Source organism: Streptococcus caledonicus, from assembly GCF_042656225.1.
Lineage (GTDB): Bacteria > Bacillota > Bacilli > Lactobacillales > Streptococcaceae > Streptococcus > Streptococcus caledonicus.
Map to the genome: position 1 here is coordinate 24,495 of NZ_JBHSOJ010000015.1, position 22,695 is coordinate 47,189.

The 22,695-nt window shown below is 39.7% G+C and carries 20 protein-coding genes, 2 pseudogenes and 1 riboswitch; of the genes and pseudogenes, 2 read left to right on the top strand and 20 right to left on the bottom strand.

Annotation, left to right across the window (positions count from 1 at the left end; translation table 11 throughout):
* Window positions 1-264 precede the first annotated feature (264 nt).
* The 4 genes from ACFPQ3_RS01950 to ACFPQ3_RS01965 form a co-directional block, all read right to left on the bottom strand.
* The gene (locus ACFPQ3_RS01950) at window positions 265-2,442 is read right to left on the bottom strand and encodes a DNA internalization-related competence protein ComEC/Rec2 (RefSeq protein WP_156806406.1); all 2,178 of its coding nucleotides are present in this window, start codon (window positions 2,440-2,442) and stop codon (window positions 265-267) included.
* A gap of 37 nt (window positions 2,443-2,479) precedes the next feature.
* A complete protein-coding gene (locus ACFPQ3_RS01955) occupies window positions 2,480-3,118 on the bottom strand; it encodes a helix-hairpin-helix domain-containing protein (RefSeq protein ID WP_198039908.1) in 639 nt (212 codons plus the stop codon).
* Window positions 3,119-3,126: 8 nt separating this feature from the next.
* Window positions 3,127-3,258, bottom strand: a complete 132-nt coding sequence (locus ACFPQ3_RS01960; protein ID WP_269747749.1) for a hypothetical protein — start codon at window positions 3,256-3,258, stop codon at window positions 3,127-3,129.
* A gap of 97 nt (window positions 3,259-3,355) precedes the next feature.
* Window positions 3,356-4,096 (bottom strand): lysophospholipid acyltransferase family protein, encoded by a 741-nt coding sequence (locus tag ACFPQ3_RS01965; RefSeq protein WP_156806372.1) that lies wholly within the window; start codon window positions 4,094-4,096, stop codon window positions 3,356-3,358.
* Between the two features lie 93 nt (window positions 4,097-4,189).
* On the opposite strand from ACFPQ3_RS01965, the gene ACFPQ3_RS01970 reads away from it, so the two are divergent.
* Window positions 4,190-5,212 carry a GIY-YIG nuclease family protein gene (locus ACFPQ3_RS01970; protein WP_156806373.1) on the top strand — a complete coding sequence of 341 codons (1,023 nt, stop codon included), beginning with the start codon at window positions 4,190-4,192 and terminating at the stop codon, window positions 5,210-5,212.
* A 346-nt stretch (window positions 5,213-5,558) separates the two neighbouring features.
* On the opposite strand, the pseudogene ltrA reads toward ACFPQ3_RS01970, so the two are convergent.
* The 3 genes and pseudogenes from ltrA to ACFPQ3_RS01985 form a co-directional block, all read right to left on the bottom strand.
* Window positions 5,559-6,835: pseudogene (gene ltrA / locus ACFPQ3_RS01975) on the bottom strand (group II intron reverse transcriptase/maturase).
* 726 nt (window positions 6,836-7,561) lie between these two features.
* Window positions 7,562-8,086 (bottom strand): QueT transporter family protein, encoded by a 525-nt coding sequence (locus ACFPQ3_RS01980; protein WP_156806374.1) that lies wholly within the window; start codon window positions 8,084-8,086, stop codon window positions 7,562-7,564.
* Window positions 8,084-8,206, bottom strand: a riboswitch (PreQ1 riboswitch). It overlaps the preceding gene by 3 nt.
* Before the next feature lie 42 nt (window positions 8,207-8,248).
* Window positions 8,249-8,818, bottom strand: coding sequence for a hypothetical protein (locus ACFPQ3_RS01985; RefSeq protein WP_156806375.1), 570 nt, complete (start codon window positions 8,816-8,818; stop codon window positions 8,249-8,251).
* A 345-nt stretch (window positions 8,819-9,163) separates the two neighbouring features.
* On the opposite strand from ACFPQ3_RS01985, the gene ACFPQ3_RS01990 reads away from it, so the two are divergent.
* The gene (locus ACFPQ3_RS01990; protein ID WP_156806376.1) at window positions 9,164-9,592 is read left to right on the top strand and encodes a GtrA family protein; all 429 of its coding nucleotides are present in this window, start codon (window positions 9,164-9,166) and stop codon (window positions 9,590-9,592) included.
* A gap of 183 nt (window positions 9,593-9,775) precedes the next feature.
* Here ACFPQ3_RS01990 and smpB read toward each other — a convergent pair whose 3' ends face one another.
* From smpB to lacG, 13 genes and pseudogenes are all read right to left on the bottom strand, one after another.
* Window positions 9,776-10,246: an SsrA-binding protein SmpB gene (gene smpB, locus ACFPQ3_RS01995; RefSeq protein ID WP_156806377.1), complete on the bottom strand. Its 471-nt coding sequence runs from the start codon at window positions 10,244-10,246 to the stop codon at window positions 9,776-9,778.
* Window positions 10,246-12,627 (bottom strand): ribonuclease R, encoded by a 2,382-nt coding sequence (gene rnr, locus ACFPQ3_RS02000; RefSeq protein ID WP_156806378.1) that lies wholly within the window; start codon window positions 12,625-12,627, stop codon window positions 10,246-10,248. The genes smpB and rnr overlap by 1 nt, the downstream gene beginning before the upstream one ends.
* Window positions 12,628-12,876: 249 nt before the next feature.
* Complete coding sequence (secG, locus tag ACFPQ3_RS02005) at window positions 12,877-13,113, bottom strand: preprotein translocase subunit SecG (protein WP_156806379.1); 237 nt, start codon at window positions 13,111-13,113, stop codon at window positions 12,877-12,879.
* A gap of 45 nt (window positions 13,114-13,158) precedes the next feature.
* On the bottom strand, window positions 13,159-13,305 hold the full coding sequence (gene rpmG, locus ACFPQ3_RS02010) for a 50S ribosomal protein L33 (protein WP_156806380.1): 147 nt from the start codon (window positions 13,303-13,305) through the stop codon (window positions 13,159-13,161).
* A complete protein-coding gene (locus ACFPQ3_RS02015; RefSeq protein ID WP_156806381.1) occupies window positions 13,305-14,477 on the bottom strand; it encodes a multidrug efflux MFS transporter in 1,173 nt (390 codons plus the stop codon). Before ACFPQ3_RS02015 ends, rpmG begins: the two co-directional genes overlap by 1 nt.
* Before the next feature lie 44 nt (window positions 14,478-14,521).
* A complete protein-coding gene (locus tag ACFPQ3_RS02020; protein ID WP_156806382.1) occupies window positions 14,522-16,015 on the bottom strand; it encodes a helicase HerA-like domain-containing protein in 1,494 nt (497 codons plus the stop codon).
* Between the two features lie 204 nt (window positions 16,016-16,219).
* The gene (locus ACFPQ3_RS02025; protein WP_156806383.1) at window positions 16,220-17,860 is read right to left on the bottom strand and encodes a hypothetical protein; all 1,641 of its coding nucleotides are present in this window, start codon (window positions 17,858-17,860) and stop codon (window positions 16,220-16,222) included.
* The gene (locus tag ACFPQ3_RS02030; RefSeq protein ID WP_156806384.1) at window positions 17,850-18,551 is read right to left on the bottom strand and encodes an ABC transporter ATP-binding protein; all 702 of its coding nucleotides are present in this window, start codon (window positions 18,549-18,551) and stop codon (window positions 17,850-17,852) included. Before ACFPQ3_RS02030 ends, ACFPQ3_RS02025 begins: the two co-directional genes overlap by 11 nt.
* Before the next feature lie 79 nt (window positions 18,552-18,630).
* Window positions 18,631-19,212 carry a dephospho-CoA kinase gene (gene coaE / locus ACFPQ3_RS02035; protein WP_156806385.1) on the bottom strand — a complete coding sequence of 194 codons (582 nt, stop codon included), beginning with the start codon at window positions 19,210-19,212 and terminating at the stop codon, window positions 18,631-18,633.
* On the bottom strand, window positions 19,209-20,036 hold the full coding sequence (mutM, locus tag ACFPQ3_RS02040) for a DNA-formamidopyrimidine glycosylase (protein WP_156806386.1): 828 nt from the start codon (window positions 20,034-20,036) through the stop codon (window positions 19,209-19,211). Before mutM ends, coaE begins: the two co-directional genes overlap by 4 nt.
* A 76-nt stretch (window positions 20,037-20,112) precedes the next feature.
* Window positions 20,113-20,190: pseudogene (locus tag ACFPQ3_RS02045) on the bottom strand (DNA mismatch repair protein MutT); the annotation flags it as partial.
* 66 nt (window positions 20,191-20,256) lie between these two features.
* Window positions 20,257-21,138, bottom strand: a complete 882-nt coding sequence (locus ACFPQ3_RS02050; RefSeq protein WP_156806387.1) for an aldose 1-epimerase family protein — start codon at window positions 21,136-21,138, stop codon at window positions 20,257-20,259.
* An 87-nt stretch (window positions 21,139-21,225) separates the two neighbouring features.
* On the bottom strand, window positions 21,226-22,632 hold the full coding sequence (gene lacG / locus ACFPQ3_RS02055) for a 6-phospho-beta-galactosidase (RefSeq protein WP_156806388.1): 1,407 nt from the start codon (window positions 22,630-22,632) through the stop codon (window positions 21,226-21,228).
* Window positions 22,633-22,695 lie beyond the last annotated feature (63 nt).

A 22,695-nucleotide genomic window follows, 5' to 3' on the forward strand; every position in this document is an offset into this window, starting at 1 on the left:
AACTATCAATCATTTTAACACTCTATTAATTTTTAGTAATACTGCTAATATTGCTAATTTCTACAATAGTGATAAACGGTGGCTACTCCTAGAATTCTATATAATCGTAAAAATGAGAGACAAGCTAGTAAATCTCATTCCTTCTCTTGAAATATGAATATAGCAAAAAGTACGAAATCAACGTTTTGATAAACATCATTCCATACCTTTTATTGTAGTCTAAAACTGTTGTCACCCAATAACTATTAGCCTAGTAACCTGTCGCTACCTCACCGTTTCTATTTGCCAATTAGTCCATCCATAAAAACGAATAGCGCCTTGTTGGTCCGTTCGATAGACTGTCATATTTTCTTTTTTAAACCGTTCTAAAGTTTCTGGATTAGGATGGTTAAACTGGTTGTTTTTTCCAGCCGAAACAAGAGCCACTTTTGCTCCAATATGTTTTAAAAACTCTGGATGAGAAGAACCTTTTGACCCATGATGACCTGCTTTGAGAATATCCACAGGTAACTTCGGATATCTCTGGATCAATTCTAACTCTCCTTCTTCAAGGTCTCCTGTAAAGAGAAATGTCTTATCCAAAAGTTTACCGTAAAGCACCAAAGAATCATTATTTTCACCATTTCCAATCATCGTTGGATAAAGGACTTGTAGCTGACTTCCCATAATTGAAATAGTATCACCTGCTAACATAGCCTTAACCGGAATGCGTAAGGTTTTCAATCTCTTGACAAAATTAGGAACTGTCAAACTACCTGGACTGACAATAATTTCACCAATAGAAAAAAACTTGGCGACCACTTCTAAATCACCCACATGGTCCGTATCGGTATGGGTCAACACCACTTGATCAATATGACTCACGCCCCGACTTTTCAGATAAGGAATCAGTGTCCTCTCAGCATTCGCATCGCTGGTACCATTTTTCCATCTTTCTTTTTGAGTAAATTTTGCCTTGCCACCAACATCAATCAGTAGGGTTTTCCCTCTCATATCACGCAGAAAAATACTATCTCCTTGGCCAATATCTACCACCGTCACTTCATTTGTCATCGGATTTTTAGTGATAAAAAATAGCAGAGCTAAAACTAGACTAAGTCTAATCACCCTTTTTTTACTGCTAGAACTATCATAAAGATAGCCTAGACAAATGAGACTGAACAAAAAAATCACCAAACTTGGGCTTCCAAATATAATAGGTCTATCAAAGACCTGCCCAACTAGCGTCAGCCCTTTTTCCAACAAAATAAAAAGGAAATTGACAAACGTTAGCTTAATGACAGGCGAGCAGATAAAAACAAGACTGAGCAAAGGCAGAATTATTACATCAAAGAGCACAGACATCAAGGCAGTTAGCGCAATAGCAAGAGGTTGAAAACTAGAAAAATACCAGATGAGGACTGGTAAAATACCAATGTTAACGCCCAACATTTCTGCCAGACGTGGGTATTTCCACACTTCAAAATTAGTCATTGCTAGAATAAAGGCATAGGCAAAGCTGAGTACTCCTCCAGTTGTTTGAAGAAAGCTAGGCATGATGAGAAACATTACCATGACGGTTGTTGCAAAGTTATCAAGTCCTCTAAGTCCAAAATTTGCCAAATTGAGTTGAAGGAGGCTACGAATCACAGAAACAGAAAAACCCGTTAAACCTGCGTAAATCAGAGAAAGAGGTAAAGTTAACCAATTAACCCAATCTTTTCTCATTCCAGCCCGTAAAAGAAGGTAACGAAAACCACCAATAAAAAATCCGACCTGCATGCCCGACAAAGCAAATAAATGAATAATTCCCAGACTACTATAGAGGTCACTCATTTCCTCAAATTCCTTACCAAGATGTCCAAAAAGAAGCCCCGTCATGTAATGTTTCATCGGTGCAGGGAAAGAACTATAAATAAACACAATTGCTTTACGTCGCCACTCTCTAATCCATTCAAAAAAGGTGATTTGAGTTGCTGGGTAAATATTTTGTAGCTTTTCAATCTGAACCAAGCGATAAATACCTTGACTTTTTAAATAAGCTGCATAATCAAATCCATTAAAATTGCGTTGCCTCTCAGGGATGCTTAAATTAGCTTCAATATCCAAAACAATACTACCATTTAGGTTTTGGAAAAAGCGTTGCTCCTTTTCAGAAGTCAATTTATAAAACGCTTGATAAGTCTGCCCTTTCGAATGTCCTCTAAAAGATAGGCGGTCACCGTTAACCGAAATCGTATCAGATAAAATCTGTAATCTTTGTACCGTCTGCGGAGCATGTTCTTCTTTTTGAGATGTTTTCCATTCTTGAAAAACGATATAGGAAGCAAAAAGTCCTAGAATAAGAATCACCTGACCAAACTGTTTTAGAGAATAAAACCGAAAACAGCACATTAACAGAAAAACTAGACCAAATAGTGCCAGCTTTTCTCTAAAAACAAGGACGAAGTAAAGCCAAATCATAAGAAAGGCTAAATAAAATGCTGGAATCGGTAGTCGCTTAATCAAGAGTCAGCTCCATTTTAAATCTTTCTAGGGTCTTTGCACCAATACCTGATACATTTGTCAATTCATCCAGGCTTGAAAATTTTCCATGCTCTTCACGATAAGAGATGATATCTTGCGCTCTCTTTTCACCAATACCTGAAATACTTGTTAATTCTGAGATGGAAGCTTTATTAAGGTTAACTTTATCAGAACCCTTTTCTTTATTTCCTGAAACTACAGAAATTGCTACTGATGTTTCAACTTCACCTACTTTAGCGACATAGATGACGGCTTCATCCTCTAATTTTTGAGCTAAATTGATAGAATTTTTATCCGCTTCCTGAGATAGCCCGCCAGCCATTTCAATAGCATCACGAACCCGATCACCTTGAGCAAGTTCGTAAACCCCCTCAGATACGACAGCACCTTTAACATCCACAAGGATTTTATCACTTTCCTGGGAAATAGCTGAGTTGCTCTCATCTTGCTTTTCTGTTACTACTTGCGTGACTTCTTCTACTACTGGAAAAGCTGGCGCTTTTTCCTTAGGTTTCAGCATCAGAAAACCAACAAAACACACCAAAATGAGCACTCCTCCACCTACACCAGAGAGAATCGGATGTTCTTTTACCTTTTCAATGATTGTTTCCATAATCCCTCCTAAGTTGTTAATACCACATTAGGGGTCAGAGAAGGTAGCAGTAACATCGTCCCCAACTGCACCATTATCAAATAAGATAAAATGACCATAAGCAACAAACCAACAATTATAATGATACTTTTTTCTCGCATAAAAGCCTCCTTACCTTATAATTCGAAAAATACAAAAAAATCTCCTAAAACTAGAAGATTTTCAATGTATTTAAATTTCTGCTCAACTAATAACAAGCTATCCTTTCTTCTCCCAAGGTTTGTAAACAAAACTAGCGAGATAACTAAAGATAACGGTTAAGAGTACCACAACAAGCGCTACAAGCCCAGCTGGGATACGAATGAGGTAGGACAAAGGGTTCACTTTTTTACCATTAGAATAGCTAGCATTTTCAGCATCTAAACGGTCAAATTCTGACTGAATGCGATTTGCAACTTCTGCAATCCCTTCATCATTCATTTTCTTAATATCTGAGATATCAATAGGGTTACCAAAGTTCATATCTACACGCTCCCCTTTTAAGAAGTTGCTAAATTTCAGAGGACCTTGGTAAGCTGCTGGCATGATTTTGACCTTAGCCATTTTAGCAATCACAGCAACACCACCCTTAACATCCGAGGAATGACGGCTTCCACTTGGAAACATAACGAGACTACGGTTACCCTTTTTCAAGGTATTGATAGGATAGCGCAGCGCTTCTTGTCCAGGATTATCACGGTCAATAGGAAAAGCTCCACACATACGAATCCACCAACCAAACATGCGATTAGTAAATAATTCCTTCTTAGCCATGAAGATAAATTGCTTTGGACGTGCCGCAAACGCCATGTAAACAGGATCCCAAAAAGTCCTATGTGGAGCAACGAGAATGTAATTCTCATCCTTATCTAAAATCTTATCCGTGTTATGGAAGTAGGCATTACCGTTGGCAATCCAAAGGAGAAACATCACTAATCCACGTAAATAGGCATAAAACATCTGTATATCTAGAGCTTGTCAAACGACGAGCTGCTTCCTTTCCTAACAAGATTTAACACTCTATTTTACCAAATTTTTGTTATAATGTTAAGTATGACTAATGAGATTCTAAAAACAGGAGAGCGTATTGATCAGCTCTTTTCTACCGATGTCAAGATCATTCAAAATAAGGTTGTTTTCAGCTACTCTATTGATAGCGTTCTGCTATCTCGTTTTCCCAAAATCCCTAGCCGTGGTCTCATCGTTGACCTCTGCTCAGGAAACGGTGCAGTGGGTCTCTTTGCCAGCACAAAAACCAAGGCGCCGATTAAGCTCGTTGAATTACAGCCACGTTTAGCTGACATGGCAAAGCGTTCTATTCAGCTGAATCAGCTAGAAGATCAGGTGACGATGATTAACGATGATTTGAAACATCTTCTGGATTATGTGCCACGTAGTCAAGTTGACCTTATCCTCTGCAACCCGCCTTACTTCAAGGCAACCGAAACCTCTAAAAAGAATGTTTCTGAGCATTATCTCCTTGCCCGCCATGAAATCACCACAAATCTGGATGAGATTTGCGAGGTCGCTCGCCACGCCCTCAAATCCAACGGTCGTCTCGCTATAGTGCATCGTCCCGATCGCTTTTTAGACATCATTGACACCTTGCGTCGCTATAACCTAGCGCCCAAGCGAGTACAGTTCGTCTATCCTAAAGAAGGCAAGGAGGCCAATATGCTTCTCCTCGAAGCCATCAAAGACGGCTCAACCGACGGCCTCAAAATCCTTCCACCCCTCTTTGTCCACAAGGCAAATGGAGATTACACCGATGAGATTTTTGAGATTTATTTTGGCAAAAAGGCTGAGCCACAAGCTGAAAAAGAGGCTTACATGTATGTTTTGGAATGCGCAGACGGCACCCTCTACACAGGCTACACCACAGATATTGACAAGCGCCTAAAGGCTCACAATGCTGGCAAGGGGGCAAAGTACACCAAATCACGCCTCCCCGTCAAACTCCTTTATCAAGAAGCCTTTCCAAGCAAACAAGCTGCCATGTCTGCGGAAGCCTTGTTTAAAAAACGCAAAACCAGACAGGAAAAACTCGATTATATTGCTGAACACCAAAAGAAGTAGCCAGCGCTACTGTTTTCAGATTGTAGACAAACTCTGTGTCCCAAAATAAACTTTGGAGCTTTGCAAGTAAGTATTTATTTTCTATTTTTGCGAGTGATAGCGAGCTATCAAAAGATACTTCCGCCGTGATGAAAGTGTCAGAAATCTCTACAAATCAAGATTTCTGACACTCGGAATATTTGAGACTATAGACTCAAATATTAGTCATGGAATTCCGAAGGAAGTCGCTGATGTCCGACATCACCTAAGGAAAGTGTCGAAAAGAAACTTTTTCTTCAACAATCGAGTAGGGACTAATCTCTACCCCCTCTCACACCACCGTACGTGCCGTTCGGCATACGGCGGTTCAATTAACTTTTAACGCATGTCGTTCTAAGTAGTAATCCAAGCATGAAACCAGTCCACGTTTAATGAGGACTGGTTTGGATATAGCTCGTTTTAGGACTGACTTTTGTACCACCAATTGATAGCGGTCACCCCAACCAGATACTTTATCTGCTATCCACTTCGGAACTCCTAATTTAAGAAGTCCCCAAAGTCTCTTAGATTTCTTCTTCCATTGTTTCCAGATGATAACCCTAATTCATGTTCGTAAGCGTTCATCAATGCTTTTCATAACAGATTTCATGTTTGTCATGGAGAAATAGTTTATCCAGCCTCGGATAAGTCAATTGAGTTTCTCTATACGACTATCCAAGTCTATGCTCCATTTCCGTATGGTCAGTTGCTTAAGCTTTCTCTTGAAATTCTGTATGCTGTCTTGATGCGGGCGACTTTTCCGGCCTTCAGATGACTTCCAGAAGCCAAAGCCAAGATACTTCAGTTTATCTGGTCTCACAATCTTGGTCTGAGTTATATTGACTTTCAGTCCGAGACGTTTTTCAACAAAGCGACTAACTGAATACATAACTCGTTTAGCTGCCGCCTCACTCCCAACAGTTATGACACAATCATCTGCGTAACGAACGAAGTGAAAGCCTCGTTTTTCCAGTTCCTCATCCAGTTCATTGAGCATGATATTAGATAGGAGAGGAGATAGATTTACTCCCTGTGGGGTTCCTATTAACGTTTTATGTCGTTGTCCGTTGATGACTACACCCGAATGAAGATACTTGCGACTCAGAGATTCTGTATCACCATCTTGAATAATGTTATGGACGAGTGACATCAGTCTATCTTGAGGAACTGGATCGAAGAATTTCTCAAGGTCTATATCCACAATCCACTCATAGCCATCGTTAAGGTACTCCAGTAACTTGATGATGGCTTTTTCGCATGACCGATTAGGTCGGAAGCCATAACTCGTTTCAGAGAAGTGAGGTTCGCAGAGAGGGCTGATAATCTGAACGATTGCCTGTTGAATCATTCTGTCCATTACTGTTGGATACCGAGCTGACGGACTCCCCCATTAGGTTTCGGGATTTCTACTCGTAAGACTGGCTGAGGTTTGTACTTCCTCTGTTTTATCAGTTCCTTGGTTGGTCGCCAATGTTGGCGAAGATAGTTGTCTATCTCTTCAACGGTAATGCCATCAATTCCAGCTGAGCCTTTATTGGCTTTCACTTGGTTATAGGCTTCTAACACATTCTCACGATATAGAATGTTATCTAGTAATTCTGACATGTGTGTATTCCTTTCACAAGATACTAAGCTGTTAAGCGACACATAGCGAAATAGGCAAGCTGACGAAGGTGCCAAAGCACCTAGGAAGGCTGTATCTTTTCGCACAGTGTCGTAGGCGGGTTCAGTTCTTGTTTCGGTGTCTGAGGGACATCTTATATTAGTGAACTTTCCTCTAGTCCATACGTGACCGTATCCAGTTCTATCAGACCGTTCATTTTACAGACACAAGTGAAGTAGGTATACTTCGGTTAATTGTTCGCCCTTCGCTCCACTTCCATTACAGAAGTTTCTCCACTACTATGGTCTCGGCTGACTTCTCATGAGTAGTCGTTGTTATTACGTCTTTGACGCTCATGAGACCTCACGGGCTAAGTCGTACATCTTTCCTCGTTTACTCTCGTGATTGACGCACATAGGTTACGACTACCTTTTTGGACTTTAGAGTTTTGGGCCTCCTCATCCCCTATATACGCCTTGATGATACCACGTTTCTGTTCGTAGAGCCACGATTTCGCTATCCCTTCCTCTGACGGTCACAATTTCTAACGTCAGACTTAAAACAGTCTATCCCCAGACCGTTTTAATCCGCTACCTCACGATAGTCAGGATGCATAGTCGCTATTGGGTTCTACCTTCAGCGGGTGCCCACGGAGGACTTGCACCTCAGATATACGACATGCCCGTCGTACCCAAAAGAAGTAGCTCGCGCTACTTCTTTTAATATAATCACTTTGTCAAATCAATACGGTCACCGACCTTTTTGATAATAAAGGCTCCGAAAATGAGTGACGACAATTCTCCAAGAAAGAGCCATGCCCATGTTGATAAAAATGGCAAGCCAAGAAAGGCTTTCAATTCCCAGGCAATGGTAAACATGGTTGCTGCAAAGAAGACAGCAAAGAACAAGTGTCCAAGAATAAATTGCCCACCAAATACCTCTTTCTTCTTGAATTGATCAAACAAGATAACACCAAGGGTGACAAATATAAGGGTTGATAGCCCGCCAATCAAAATATCTGGCGCTCCGAGGCTCATCGGATTAACAAATGGTGCATTAGCAATCATACAGCCAATCGTCACAGACCAGATATACTTGCGATTATAAAAGGCAAGAAAGTTCAGCATCTCAGACATACGGAACTGGTACATGCCTGAAGCAATAGCATTGAGGGGTGGGGTTGCAGTCAATACAACGTAAAGCGCAGCCACAAGAGTGACTTGGACAAAGTCACGAATCGTTAAGTTTTTCATGTTTTTTTCTCCTTTAACGTCCCAAAGATCAACATGACGATCTTTCAACGTGTGTAATATGCTTGGCGAAAGAAGAACTAAGCACCAAGGGTTGCTAGGCAACTTGAATATTCTATCATAAAAACAAATTAAAAAGCAACCTTTGCCGTTGCTTTTTATACTTTACTGCGGTACTTTTTCAAAACCAATAATGCTAAATCCAGCAATCAATTGACTTGGTGGCATCTTTTCTATTTTTGCTAAGTAAGCGAAAGTATCTCCTTTTGTTGCAAGATCTTCAAAATTAACAACATTAGGATCTAACGAGACTGTCAATTTCCAAGCAAAATTCTCATCGACAGTTGATTTGACGTCAACACCTTTTAAATCTTTAATCGCACTAATTCCTGGTATTAGAGCCTCAAGATGCTCATTAAAGCTAGCTTCAACTGCTTCACGTCCTTGAGCTTGAAAATTCGCTAAAGCTTCACCTTCATAAATCGTTTCGTACCGAAGAACAAGCGATTGATAAGTGTCTCCTGTATAGGTTAAATCAATATAAATATCTTGCTTTCCCCCATTTATCTCTTGCGATTTTTTATAAGTTTCTTTAGTTTCTGTTATTGTTGTTGTCTCACTAGCTGTTGTCACTTCTTGTTCTGACGATACCTGTTTACTGTTTTTACCTTTTGAGCAAGCTACTAAAAAAAACACAGTTGCTAAGGTAAATACTAGGGTAAAAACTTTTTTCATTTCATTTAACTCCTTTATTGAAAAGTATTTACATCAAGTTATTATACCATACTTTGAATTTCTTTGACAAATCAAAGCTCTTTGTTCACAACAAACGCACAAAAAACATTTAAGCCTTGTCTAACCACATATAGTTGTATGTCTTTTCATATTTTTATATTGCACATCATCAGTTTATCATTTTCTATCTGATAATCCTCAAATGGTTAGAGTGGTGCTGAAACAATTATTGGAGATCGACACTTTTATTACGAGATGATCATATTTCCTGTATTACTTCTGTAACTTTAAAAACAAATTGTTCTATAAATCGTATTTTTTATTGATTTTTGATATGCTTATACCATGAAGTATTTTAATAATGTTTTAAAAAATGATCTCTTTAAGTATCTGATTGCTGGTATTTTGACAACAATCTTTTATTTTCTAACCCGAAAACTAATTTTTAGCCTCAGTCATCATGTTATTACCTCAACTATTTTCGCAAATGGTTTAGCTATTTTAGCAGCATTTGCACTCAATGATATCTGGGTTTTTGCTCAAGAAAGAAAAGGATGGCTTGCAAGGCTTATCAAGTTTTTTATTGCTAGGTTATCCTCTATGGGAATTGATGTCTTCCTTTCTTTCTTTTTAGTTGACAAATTTCCTGAAATCATTGGTCAGTTTGTTAATCACAATATTGATACTGTTGATTCCATTGTCGCCTTAATCGGCCAAGTCTTAATTGTTATCACCAATTACGTGATTAGTAAATTTTTAATTTTTAAGAAATAAGCCATTCGATGACTCAAAATCATGAAAATAAAGCCAATGAGACAGGTAAAACTCAGATTTAACTCTTACTGATAAAATTACATAGTAGAAAAAGGCTTAAAATCAACATTTCTTGACAACGTCATTCTAAGCCTTTTTCTATTTTTGAGATTTTTTCTTAGCCTTTTGGTTGGTTTACTCAATTTATCTTGCATTGACACTTTTCATGACGCGCTTAATGTCACGTTCTTGGTCACGACGTTTGATAGACTCGCGTTTGTCATAATCGTGCTTCCCTTTAGCTAATCCGATAAGGATTTTAGCAAAGCCATTTTTTAAATAAACCTTGAGGGGAACGAGGGTCATACCTGTTCCTTTTGATTCATTTTCCAATCTGGCAATTTCCTTCTTCTTAAGAAGTAGCTTGCGGGTACGAGTGGGATCTTGGTTCCAAATATTTCCCTGTTCAAAAGGTGAAATATGCACATTGACCAACCAAGCTTCCCCGTTTTTGATTTGCACATAACCATCTTTAAGCTGGATACGAGCAGCACGAACAGACTTTATTTCTGTTCCTGTCAGAACTACTCCTGCTTCAAATGTATCTACAATACTATAATCATGCCTTGCTTTTTTATTTTGCGCAAGAACGTTATCAGAAAGTCCTTTGGGCATCATTTTTTCCTTTTCTTACTTGATTTTTTAACCGCTTCCTTATAAAAAAGGGGGGCCTTTTTGGATTTTGTTTTGGAAGAATGGCTGCGCTTATCAGATGATTTCCGCTTGCCAGAACCCCCTCGAAAGTGGTTGCTCTTTTCTTCTGTACTACGCTTCTCATCACGATTAGCTCTGCTATTTCCCTTAGAACGACCGCTACGGCGTTCATGTCTATCAGATTTAGAAGTCTTTTCAACGACATCATAGTCACTAGGCAGATACTCAAAATCAATATCACCAGTTTCCTTATCCGCCTTAACCAATTTGACACGAATCGGCTGACCGACTTTGAAGACAACGCCTGACTTCTCGCCTTGAAGTGTGAGGTTTCGTTCATTGTAATGATAAAATTCAGGGAGACTTGTCACATGAATCAGACCTTCAATGGTGTTTGGTAATTCCACAAACAAGCCGAATTTAACAACACTGGAGATAATCCCTTCAAATTCTTCGCCAACATGCTCCTCCATGTATTCAGCTTTTTTCATGGCTTCAACGACACGTTCCGCATCAATGGCACGGCGTTCAAGATTTGAAGATGAAGTCGCCAATTCTGGAACAACTTGAGCAAAATGGTCTTGAACTTCTTGAGAGGCATTTTTAGTATACTCACGAATCATACGGTGTACTAAAAGATCTGGATAACGGCGAATCGGGCTCGTAAAATGCGTATAGTATTCTGCCGCAAGCCCGTAGTGCCCATGATTGTGTTCAGAATAACGAGCCTGTTGCATAGAGCGCAATAACATCATATTGAGAACTTCTGCCCCTGGCTTACCATCGAAACTTGCCATGAATTGTTGTAAGGCAGCTTGAGTCATCTTGTTAGCCGTTCCTTGAACTTTAGCCCCCATCACACTTGCAAAATCAATGAACTTCTGCAATTTCTCTGCCTTAGGCTCTTCGTGAATACGGTAAATAAATGGCAGATGGTGTTTTGAAAAATGCTCAGCAACGCACTCATTTGCGGCTAACATAAAGGATTCAATCATCCGCTCTGCAATGCCACGCTGACGCACCACAATATCAACCGGCATCCCCTTATCATTAACGATAATTTTAGCCTCAGAAGTATCAAAGTTTAAGGCACCACGGCGGACACGCATTTCTTCCAAAATGTTATGCAGCTCCGCCATGTAACGAACACTCGGAACAATAGCTTCATACTCTGCAAGAGCTTCCTCATCACCGGCAAGCATATCGTTAACACGGATGTAAGTCATACGGTAAGTGGTCTTAATGACAGACTGACAAATTTGATAGTTAACCACCTTACCTTGACGATTAATTTCCATCAAGGCCGACTGCGTCAAGCGGTCAACATTAGGATTAAGGGAACAGATCCCATTTGACAAACGTTCTGGTAACATTGGGACCACACGGTCAGTCACATAGACCGATGTACCACGCGTAATCGCTTCACGGTCCAAGGCAGAGCCTTCCGTCACATAATAGGAAACATCCGCAATATGAACTCCAAGTTCAAAATTCCCATTGTCCAGTAATTTAATATGCACCGCATCATCTAGGTCCTTAGCATCCGCACCGTCAATGGTAAAAGTCGTTTCTCCTCTTAAATCCACACGACCAATCAAATCTTTTTCAGTCGGCGCCTCAGGGATACTATTAGCTTGCGCCAAAACATCCTCTGGAAATTCAGACACGATATCCATGGACTCTAACACTTCAAGGACATCAATGCCGACATCACCTTGATGGCCCACAATATCACGGACATTCCCTACAAAGTAATCATGACCTCGTGTTGGGTATTTGTCAATATCCACCTTGATGATTTCAGTTCCATCCAATACCACAGGTTCTTTTTTGATGTAAATTTTTTGCTGGATTTTTTGATTTTTAGACTTGATGTAACCGGCATATTTAGGCTTTTTATCATCTAAAATAAATTTCCCAACAACTGTTTTGAGACTGCGTTCTATAATCCCAACAACACGCGCTTCTGCCGCTGTGCCTTTAAGACGATCTGATGGCTTTTTAATGACAACCTCAACTTGGTCTCCATCAACGGCATAGCCAACATCATTTTTTCCGATAAACATATCGTCTTCATTTTCATCGACAAAAAGGAAACCAAAACCTGCCTTATTAGCCCGAAAAGTACCTTGAATAGTGATTTGCTCTTTTTTATCTGTCTTTTTACGCAGACTGATGGTCCCATCGTCTGAAAAGCGGAGTTCCTTTTGGCTCTCCATTTTAGAAATTTCTTTAATCAAGGCAGGAAATTTTTGACTTCCTGCCATATCAAGAGCTTCAGCAAGATCATTGACATTTGATCTGCCCTGCTCCTTTAAATAAGTTATAATCTGTTCTTTCATATCATTATTATCAAGGAATTTTTCTTAGTAATGCTGTGATGATTCAATTCGTCATTGACCTTATTTTTACTACTATTCGTGAAATAAGATTAGTAACACAAATAAAGTCATCTATTGAATTCACATTCCCAAAAGTTGCTTTCCTTGTCTAGCTCTAATGAGCTAAATAATCCTTTCATTAGTGAATGAGGGTAAAAAAACTGTAAAAAATGGACTGTTATACCAGCCCATTTCTATCTATCTTCATCATTAACGACTTGACAAGATTGCCAAGATTAAAGCATCAGCTAGCCACAAGAAAACTAATACTGCTGTCAAACGTTGCATGAAAGCTTCAAAGCCACGAGGTTTTGAACGTTCAAAAAGAGCTTCTGAACCGCTACTGTCAAAAACATTTGAACTTGGATTTTTCTGTGGTTGCATAAAAATAGCTAAAATCAATACGACTGATAAAATTAATAGAACGGTTAGTAATGTAGTATACATGAGTTTCCCCCTAGAATAGTCTTTATTAGTTTACCATAAGTTTCCTCAGGTTTCAACATGTAAGGTTACTTTTCTCTCTTTTGGACAATATTTCAGCACCTGAATCTTCTCAGGATGAGTTTGTTTATTTTTACTTGTCAGGTAGTTTTTACTCCCACACTCCTGACATTTTAAATTGATTTTAACGCGCACTAGATTTCTCGATTTCTAAGATATTTTCTGAAATTAATTAGACTCCAGGCAAGGTTGAAAAAGACGATTCCTGCAGTTACATAAAAGACCCAGCGAAATCCCCATACAGTTGCTACGGTAGAGCCAACAAAGGGACCGATGACTTGACCAAAATTGGTCATCATCTGATTATAACTAAAAATGGTGGAAATGTGTTCGGTTGGTGTAATTTTAGTTAGTAAGGCATTGACTGATGGCATCAAAGCTCCTGTTCCAAAACCGAAAAGAAAACGCAACAGGCCGAGTTGCACCGCATTTTCCGCCTGAGCCAAGAATAGATAAAGGACACCGCAGTAGCAAAGACCTGCTAAAATCAGCCTATGGTTACCAATTTTATCGCCAACTTTCCCCAGTCGACCGCTTGAAATCAGGCTGGATACTCCCATGGCAGACACGATTGTTCCCGAAATAAACATGAGATTTTCAGTCGTTCCAAGATAGCGAATATAGAGGGAGAGAATCGGTGATACCGACTGGGCTGAAATTTGGATAATCATGCTAGTAATAAAGAGTCCTACTAACATTTGCCGATTTTTTACAGAGTGAAACACTTGTCTGGTCGACAATTGTTGCTCCCTTGTTACAGGGGTAAAGTCCTCCTTGACGTAGTAAACCGTTAACAAGGTTACGATAAAGAGTAAAGCACCCACTAATAGAAACACATTGCGAATGCCCAAAAATTCTGCTAGGACGCCTCCAAAAATGGGGCCAATCAGGCTCCCGCCAATGACACCCGTGGCTAAATTTCCTAAAGCATAACCCGACTGATCCTTAGGGGCCTGAGATGCAATAAGGGCGTTGGCATTAGGCACATAACCGGAAAACATCCCATTTAACAGCCTTAAGACCAAAAGCCAAAAAACATTAGGCACAAAGGCGAGCCCTCCCATGGTAAAGGTCATGACAAAGGCCGCTCTGACCATCATGATTTTACGCCCATAACGATCTGCCAAACGCCCCCAAATAGGGGCACAGACACCCGAAGCTAGAGCCGCTAGAGCTACTGCCAATCCAGCGTAAAATTCAACCGTTCCTTGTGGCGCTCCAAGTTCTTCTACATAAAGCGCCATAAAGGGCATAACTAGTGAATAGCTTGCCCCTGTTAGAAAATTGCCTAACCAGGCAATTCGCATATTGTTTTTCCAATTGATACTGGCGATAATAGTCACACTTTCTCTTATCTGCGTTTTTTAAGACTTCCAAAAAGTCCCCGAACAAGCTCACGACCAATGGTACGAACGGCTGTTGTCAAAAAGGCATCCGCTGCTTTTTCAACCGTTGATTTTCGTTGACGTCCACCGCCACTTGCCGTTTTAGCTTTCGCTTTTTCCAAAGCTGCTTTTTCTTTTTCTAATTGCTTACGCTCTTCAGCTTGTTTAGCTGCTTCCGCTTCTTGCAAAATTTTTTTGGCCAACAGTTCGTGAGCTGATTCTCGATCAATAATCTCACGGTATTTCTCGTCAAACGGTGAATTGCCAACGATAGCCTGTACTTCTAAGGCGCTAAGAACATCAAAGCTACTCTTAGGTGGCATAACAAAGGCACGTTCGACTGCTGTTGGCTGAGCCTCTTCATTCAGAAGGGAAATCAAGGCTTCACCAACCTGTAATTCAGTAATAGCCGTCACAACATCAAGCTCTGGATTTTGTCTGAAGGTCTCTGCAGCTGTTTTAACGGCTTTGATTTCTTTTGGCGTATAGGCACGAAGAGCGTGCTGAACTCGATTACCGAGCTGAGCTAAGACTGTTTCTGGCAAATCCATCGGATTTTGGGTGATAAAGAAAATTCCCACACCTTTGGAGCGAATGAGGCGAACCATCTGTTCAATTTTTTCCACAAAGACTTTTGGAGCATCCTTAAAGAGCAGGTGAGCTTCATCAAAGAAGAAGACGAATTTTGGCTTGTTAAGGTCACCAACTTCTGGTAGGTTTTCATAGAGCTCTGACAAGAGCCATAAGAGGAAGGTCGCATAGAGTGTTGGGGCTTGGAAAAGCTTGGTTGCATTAAGAATGTTAATGACTCCCTGACCGTGTTCATCAAGGCTCATAAAGTCCTTCAAGTCCAAGGCAGGTTCGCCAAAGAAAAGCTCACCACCTTCTTGCTCTATTACTAATAAGCTCCGCTGAATAGCTGCTACAGACTGTTTAGCAATGTTCCCATATACTGCTGAATACTCACTGTCATGCTCTGCTATTTCCCGTAAAAGAGACTGTAAATCCTTCAAATCAATCAGAAGCCAGCCTTTTTCATCCGCAATCTTAAAAGCGATGTTTAAAATGCCAGTTTGTGTATCGTTAAGCCCTAGTAGACGAGACAACAAGAGCGGTCCCATCTCAGAAATGGTGGCACGCACAGGATGCCCCTGTTCCCCAAAGACATCCCAAAGACGCACTGGAAAGGCCTGTGGCTCGTAGTCACTAATCCCAAGTTTATCAAGACGCACGGCTAACTTCTCTGTCACCTCGCCTTCTTTCGCAAGATTGGTCAAGTCCCCTTTGATATCGGCTAAAAAGACAGGAACCCCTGCTAAACTAAGCTGTTCCGCAATGACTTTTAGCGTGACCGTTTTACCCGTTCCTGTGGCACCTGCAATGAGGCCGTGACGATTGAGCATCGCCAGCTGGAAAGCTACATCTGTGGTTTCATTTTTAGCAATAGTTACTGTAGACATCCGTTTACTTCCTTAATGTTATTCAAGAAAAGGTCAATAGGTCATCACATCTGTTTAGACAAACACCTTATCTTCTACGTATCAACTCTTTTATTATAACACATATTTGAGATAGGGTTAAAAAAGTAGGAGGGAAAACAGGTATTCGCCCCATTTTCCCATCTCTGATATTTGACTAGCCAAACTTTCACATTATAAATTTCCTTAAGACCTTAATTTAAAGGTTTTGGGAGCAAAGCGGAGCACCGCAAAGAACCCAGCTATAAGAAAAATGGCAATTCCTAACAAAATCCCCATCAAAATTGGGAATGTCATATGATTCGCCAGTCGGATGATCTGATAACCTGCGTAATAAATGATTCCCGTTAAAATATTATATAACTTACTTTTTGATTTCATGCCATCATTAAAAGGCTGAAGCAGAAAATAAAAATAAAGGAAATACAGACTAAAAAAGGTAACTGATAGGATTTGGCCAACAATAATCATCAGAAGCCCTGCTATGTTCCAATCAAAAAATGCCATGTAAATCAGACAATAAATGACCGACAGCAATAAAAAGATAGGAAAATTATGGCGTAGATAGCTTTTAAACCGTTCTAAAAAAGTTGCTAGAATCACATCTTTTCTACGGTAATAATGATATTTTAAAAGCGGTCTGTCTAGATGATAGAAACAAAACTTGACATAAGATTCCCCCACATAAAGAAGATAGCCAATCACCACTGTCACAAATAAACTCTGCCAGAAAAATGTATCATCTGTGATGACTTGTTTATTGGATTCAAAAATCGTCTTAACGATTAAAATCAGAGCACCTATCCCACCAATAATAATCAAGCGCCATTTAATTTCTCTTTTGAGGTGTTTTCCAAGACGCTGCATGAAAATGGCATTGAGAAAAGCAACTCCTGTTAAATCATCTCTGATTACCTTTTGATGATTAATCTCAAAATCCTTATCCTTGATTTCCATTGCAGCTGCTTCGATATTTTCAACAGCTGTTGCACTTTCTTTTAGAGCTGCATGGGTCAAGAGGCTGCGCGTTAGCTGATTAATCTGAGGATGATTTTTAAGATAGTGATAAGAAAATAACCACATCACTGACCCAATTAGCCCAGCAGGTAATCCCATAAGTATGTGAGGTGAAAACTGTTCTCCTAGAAAAACTAAGGCTCCACCTAGACCAACCACAACGAAGAACCCAATAATTTGTCCCCTCGTCATCAGTTTGTCAGCTTTTTCGTGATTCCAAACATAAAGAGGAATCCCTATCACTTTGACACCTATACGCAATCCAGAGAGCAACAGGGCAAACGTCAAACCGTACCAAAAAGGCATTCCAAGTGTCCCAAAATAAACACCAAACACAACACTTCTTGCTATCAGTCCCCGCCCAAATACCATTACTTCTCGAGCCAGTAAATAGTTTCTAGGAAGAATCTTAAAAATACGAATGGCTTGACTGGATTCCACATCTGATTTTTCAACCCATTTCATCTCAAAAATGGTGGCAAATAGGACTGAAAAAATAATCATTAAGATTAAAGAATAGTGATCTGCGGAAGCTTTTTCCAAATCCAAAAATTTAGGGAGCAATTCCTTCAAGACGAACCCAGAGCCTAGGCAAAAAAAGGTGTAGATAATTGACTTGCCAAAGAGGTCAACTGGTATCAGTAAGCCCTTAAGAATCATCATCACGACCTTGACGTCATCGGCTCTGTACCAACGATTAGGAATCTTTTTACCTAACCATGGCATCTTTTGTAAAAAATGGATCAATGAATTGTACTGCTTGGCATTGCTAACCTGAAACAAAACTCTCATTATCTGACTAAGTTTCATAAGTGCCTCCTTGCAAGGCTTCCAAAACTTTCTCTTCAAATTGCTCATGTTTCTTGTCAACGTCAAGCGCCATCAAAATACCTTTGTCCAAAACCACGACCTTGTCACACAAATCTTCTGCCAAAGCCATGATATGCGTCGATAAAATGAGGATATGATTATCTTTCAATGCTAATAAAAAGCGCTTAATTGCAATACTTGACACCACATCAACTGCTGTCAAGGGTTCATCTAATAAAATGACCTTAGGTTTTGAAATAAAAATGCAGAGCAAAGATAGCTTACTTTTCATTCCATCTGAGTACCCTTTGATAATCCGATGTCGATCTTCCTGACTAATCTCCATAAAATCTAAATAATCATCCACCGAACGACTATCAGACTGAGCATGCAAGTCCATGTAAAAGGTGATAAATTCGTAACCTGTTAAAAATTCTGGTAGGTAATTTTCCGAAAATACCATGCCCACATCTTCAACTTGTAGCGGATGTTCAACCCCATTTTCTTCAAGAAAGAGCTCACCGCCATCAGCCATAAGATCCCCATAAAGCACATTGAAGAAAGTTGTCTTTCCAGCACCATTTCTCCCTAAAAGCCCCGTAATCTCTCCCGATGAAAAGGTATAAGTGACTCCCTTGAGCACTTCTTTTTCTTGAAACGATTTTTGCAATTCCCGAACAATCAATTTCATCTCATCATCTCCTTTTTAACATTATTATAGCAAAGTCATACAAAACAAACAAGACAAAAGAGGGAGCTGACTCCCTCTTCTATCGCAATAAAGCATCTACCTGTGCAAAGGTTTCTGCCAGCTTCCCATTATTGTCAATCCAGTGGCTGGCTTTTTCTTTCTTATCAGCTAAGGGCATTTGCGCTGCGATCCGTTGCTTCGCCTCTGCTTCGGTATAACCGTTTCGCACTCTCAAGCGGGTTAGCTGAGTTTGTTCGTCAACCCAGACCAACCAAACCTCATCACACCAACTCTCATACCCTTGTTCAAATAAGAGCGGAATATCAAGAATAACCACCTCTTCCGTCGCCAGAAGTGCTTCTTTTTGCTCCCACAAGGCTTGTCTAATGATCGGATTTTGACGCTCTGCAGACGCTGCCAACATTTCCTTAGAAGCAAAAATCTGCTTCCCTATTTCCGAACGATTCAGCTCACCATCTGCTTGTAAAATCCCTTCTCCAAGCCACTCCAATAAAACCTGATAAAGAGTGCCCCCTTTTTGCTGCAAGTCTCGAACCACCTGATCAGCATCAACCACTGCATAGCCTTTCTCTCTTAAATAAGCGGAGACAGTTGATTTTCCAGAAGCGATCCCTCCTGTCAGACCAATCACTTTTTTCATAACTTCTGACACCTTGGACAGAAATGACTGCCCCGCCCTCTCACTTGAATTTTCACAATCTCACGGCCACAACGGGCACAAGGCTCGCCTGTCTTACCATACACCTGATGATACTCCTGCATGGTTCCATTAAGCCCCAGGGCATTCTGATAGGTCCGAATGGTCGAGCCACCTTTTTCAATCCCCAGCTGCAATATCCGTATGGTCTCATCATGCAGCCGCTTGATTTCAGCCTTTTTCAAACTACTCGCCACACGCTCTGGATGGACCTTGCTCGCCCAGAGTACCTCATCCACATAGATATTGCCAAGCCCTGCTACCAGACTTTGCTCCAAGAGATAGGGTTTAATGAGTTTTTGGGATAATAGCAGAGCTTCTTCAAAAGGTTTCAGCTTAAAAGCCTCCTTGGTCGGCTCTGGACCGATTTTTTTCTGCTGAAAATAAGCCGCTTCCTCCGCCTTAGCTAGTAATTCCATAGTCCCAAACTTACGAACATCTTGATAGACTAGCACAGCCCCATTATCCAAGGTGAAGAAGGCATGAAAATGCTTGTTTTCTGGCACTTGCCTCTTATCCGAAAAGACCAAGTACTTCCCTTCCATCCGTAAATGAGAAATCAGCACCGCTTGTCCAAAATCAAAAATCAAATACTTGCCACGGCGGCGCATCGCCTCAATCTGTAACCCCAACAAGGATAAGCTAAGCTCTTCGGCACCTGTCTTGACCATGGGAGAATACAAAATCTTAACAGCTATAATCGTCCGACCCACAATCAACCGCTCCAAACCACGGCGCACCGTCTCTACTTCTGGTAACTCTGGCATACGTTCTCCTCTCATTGAGTAATCGCTACTATCATTTTAACAAAAAAGCTGAGCAAAGCCCAACTTTTCAGTTTGCTTAATGCCCCAAAGCAAATTCACCTGTGAAATACTCCTCCAACATGAGGCGGTGTTTGCCAGATACCGATTCGAGTTGAGGTTTTCTACCATACTTGCTATCTGTCATTTTTACAAGAAAAGTTTTTTTCAAACAACACTTTCGTCACAATATTGTAATAGCAAATGATTTAATACTCGTTTGACTTGGTTCTACAAATGTAACCCCCTGTTTCTCTTCCAATATATCTGATTCCTCTAATGATGTTGATAATCCACTCCATGGCTCTAAGGCTATAAATGGACTTTGATTAGTGGTAGACCAAATAATTAAATGTGGAAAATCTTTAAAATCCACCTTAATTCCCTTATTACTTTTTTTAGACTTCAAACTGACACTACGTGACTTTAGTTGATCTAGGGTAATAGCATCGTGTGAAAACAAAGAATAATTCAAATCTAGTTTATTTTGATTTTCAAGAAAAGGGGTTCTATCTTGTAAATCAAGTAATCCAGTATCTGGGAAACTCTTTGGAATGCTACATGTTTCATGTTCAGAAAATTCTAAATAATAATCTTCGTATTTCTCGTTATTTTCTAAAGGGCAATTAAATCCTGGGTGACCTCCAATAAAGTAAGGAATTGAACGTTCAATTTCACTGCTTGTCACCTGATATTCCGTTGTTATTGTTGAACCATGTAATTTATATATAATATTCAACACAAAATGATAAGGATATTCTTTAAGTGTTTTTTCATTAGCCTTAAAACTAAAGGACACTGTGCTGTCATCTATCTTACAATAATCAAAATTTTCCTTTCTAACCAATCCATGTCTCGGGATATTTCTCACTTTTTCATCTATAAACACTTTATCATCCCTTACACTACCACAAATCGGAAATAAAACTGGCGCTTGTCCACTCCAATATTCTGGATTACCTTGCCAAAGGTATTCAACTCCATCTTTATCTTTAATAGAAGATAAAGCACCACCAAACTCCGAAAACTGTACTGTTAACTGTTCATTTTTTAATTCAATAACCATATTTTTCCCTCCGTTATACAAAACAAGAGCGTCAGTATTAAACCCACACTCTTATCTTGCGTTAGAAATTTTTAAGAAGAATACTATCTATTCAATAACCTGAGTTTCTGCTACTTGTTTATACCAGTAGGCTGATTTTTTCGGATAACGTTCCTGTGTCTCAAAATCTACATAGAAGAGACCATAGCGTTTTTCATAACCATTTGACCATGAGAAAACATCCATCAAGGACCAAATAAAGTATCCTTTAACATTGGCTCCATCTTCAATCGCATCTGAAATGACTTCTAAGTGTTTCTTCACATAGTCAATACGTCCATCGTCATACACCGTGTTATCAACAAATTCATCTTTATATCCCAAACCATTTTCAGTGATATAAATTTTCTTGTAATTTGGATATTCTCGTTTTACTCGCATAATTTGATCATACAGACCTTGCGGATATATAATCCAGTCCCAATCCGTCTTAGGTACATCAACTGGTGCTTCACGGCGTCCGACACCTTTAATTTGGTACTTAGAGCTTCCTTTTTCACCTTTACCGTTATGGATAATTTCCGTTGGTCCATCAAAAGCCTGCATCCAGTCACTCATGTAATAATTAATACCAAGGAAATCATTCAAATCTTTTGCAGCTTCAAGTGCTTCAAAATCTTCATCACGAAGATCTAGTGGACCTCCATTAAGTGCAAGAATATGATTAACACCTTCCAATGTTTTCTCTGAGTAACCACCTAAATAAGTTGCATCAAGAATGAATTTATTATGGATAATATCTTCAAGTTCCGCCGCTCTAACATCATCTGGGTTGTTTTTATCAAACGGATATTTTGTAGGTAGAGCATGTACTACTCCAATTTCACCCTTATATCCACCATCTTTAAACAGTTTCACAGCACGAGCATGAGAAACCATCATGTTATGGTGTGATTGGAAGACTTTAGCAAGATCGTATTTGATACCTGGTGGGAATTTACCAACAAGATATTGTCCATCACCAATTGGTCCAATTTCATTAAAGGTTGTCCAATAATTAACTTCTGTAAATTCTTTAAAACAGAATTCTGCATAGTTAACAAAATGGTCAATATTTTCACGATTTAAGAAATCGCCATTTGAATGTAAAGCTTCAGGAGTATCAAAGTGGTGAAGAGTTACAAATGGCTCAACGCCACGCTTATGACACTCAGCAAAAAGATTATGATAGAATTCAACACCTTTTTCATTGACTAGTCCAAATCCTGTTGGGAAAATACGAGACCAAGCGATTGAAATACGGATTCCATTAACACCAAATTCTTCAGATAACTTCAAGTCAACAGGATAGCGATTATAGAAATCACTTGCTGGCTCAGCCGTATACCAGTAATTATCTTCTAGGTATTTGTCCCAAGCAACTGGACCTTTACCGTCTGTTTTAGTAGCACCTTCGGCTTGATATGCTGCTGTTGCACCACCGAAAATAAAATCTTTAGGTAATGTTTTTGACATTTGTTTTTCCTCTTCATCTAAAAAGGGAAGTTGAGTTCCCCCAACCTTCCCTAATGTTGTCTA

Excerpts from the sequence above, each read along its gene's own strand:
- ACFPQ3_RS01950 (WP_156806406.1), bottom strand. The coding sequence starts at position 2,442 with ATGATTTGGCTTTACTTCGTCCTTGTTTTTAGAGAAAAGCTGGCACTA.
- ACFPQ3_RS01955 (WP_198039908.1), bottom strand. The coding sequence starts at position 3,118 with ATGGAAACAATCATTGAAAAGGTAAAAGAACATCCGATTCTCTCTGGT.
- ACFPQ3_RS01960 (WP_269747749.1), bottom strand. The coding sequence starts at position 3,258 with ATGCGAGAAAAAAGTATCATTATAATTGTTGGTTTGTTGCTTATGGTC.
- ACFPQ3_RS01965 (WP_156806372.1), bottom strand. The coding sequence starts at position 4,096 with ATGTTTTATGCCTATTTACGTGGATTAGTGATGTTTCTCCTTTGGATT.
- ACFPQ3_RS01970 (WP_156806373.1), top strand. The coding sequence starts at position 4,190 with ATGACTAATGAGATTCTAAAAACAGGAGAGCGTATTGATCAGCTCTTT.
- ACFPQ3_RS01980 (WP_156806374.1), bottom strand. The coding sequence starts at position 8,086 with ATGAAAAACTTAACGATTCGTGACTTTGTCCAAGTCACTCTTGTGGCT.
- ACFPQ3_RS01985 (WP_156806375.1), bottom strand. The coding sequence starts at position 8,818 with ATGAAAAAAGTTTTTACCCTAGTATTTACCTTAGCAACTGTGTTTTTT.
- ACFPQ3_RS01990 (WP_156806376.1), top strand. The coding sequence starts at position 9,164 with ATGAAGTATTTTAATAATGTTTTAAAAAATGATCTCTTTAAGTATCTG.
- smpB (WP_156806377.1), bottom strand. The coding sequence starts at position 10,246 with ATGCCCAAAGGACTTTCTGATAACGTTCTTGCGCAAAATAAAAAAGCA.
- rnr (WP_156806378.1), bottom strand. The coding sequence starts at position 12,627 with ATGAAAGAACAGATTATAACTTATTTAAAGGAGCAGGGCAGATCAAAT.
- secG (WP_156806379.1), bottom strand. The coding sequence starts at position 13,113 with ATGTATACTACATTACTAACCGTTCTATTAATTTTATCAGTCGTATTG.
- ACFPQ3_RS02015 (WP_156806381.1), bottom strand. The coding sequence starts at position 14,477 with ATGCGAATTGCCTGGTTAGGCAATTTTCTAACAGGGGCAAGCTATTCA.
- ACFPQ3_RS02020 (WP_156806382.1), bottom strand. The coding sequence starts at position 16,015 with ATGTCTACAGTAACTATTGCTAAAAATGAAACCACAGATGTAGCTTTC.
- ACFPQ3_RS02025 (WP_156806383.1), bottom strand. The coding sequence starts at position 17,860 with ATGAAACTTAGTCAGATAATGAGAGTTTTGTTTCAGGTTAGCAATGCC.
- ACFPQ3_RS02030 (WP_156806384.1), bottom strand. The coding sequence starts at position 18,551 with ATGAAATTGATTGTTCGGGAATTGCAAAAATCGTTTCAAGAAAAAGAA.
- coaE (WP_156806385.1), bottom strand. The coding sequence starts at position 19,212 with ATGAAAAAAGTGATTGGTCTGACAGGAGGGATCGCTTCTGGAAAATCA.
- mutM (WP_156806386.1), bottom strand. The coding sequence starts at position 20,036 with ATGCCAGAGTTACCAGAAGTAGAGACGGTGCGCCGTGGTTTGGAGCGG.
- ACFPQ3_RS02050 (WP_156806387.1), bottom strand. The coding sequence starts at position 21,138 with ATGGTTATTGAATTAAAAAATGAACAGTTAACAGTACAGTTTTCGGAG.
- lacG (WP_156806388.1), bottom strand. The coding sequence starts at position 22,632 with ATGTCAAAAACATTACCTAAAGATTTTATTTTCGGTGGTGCAACAGCA.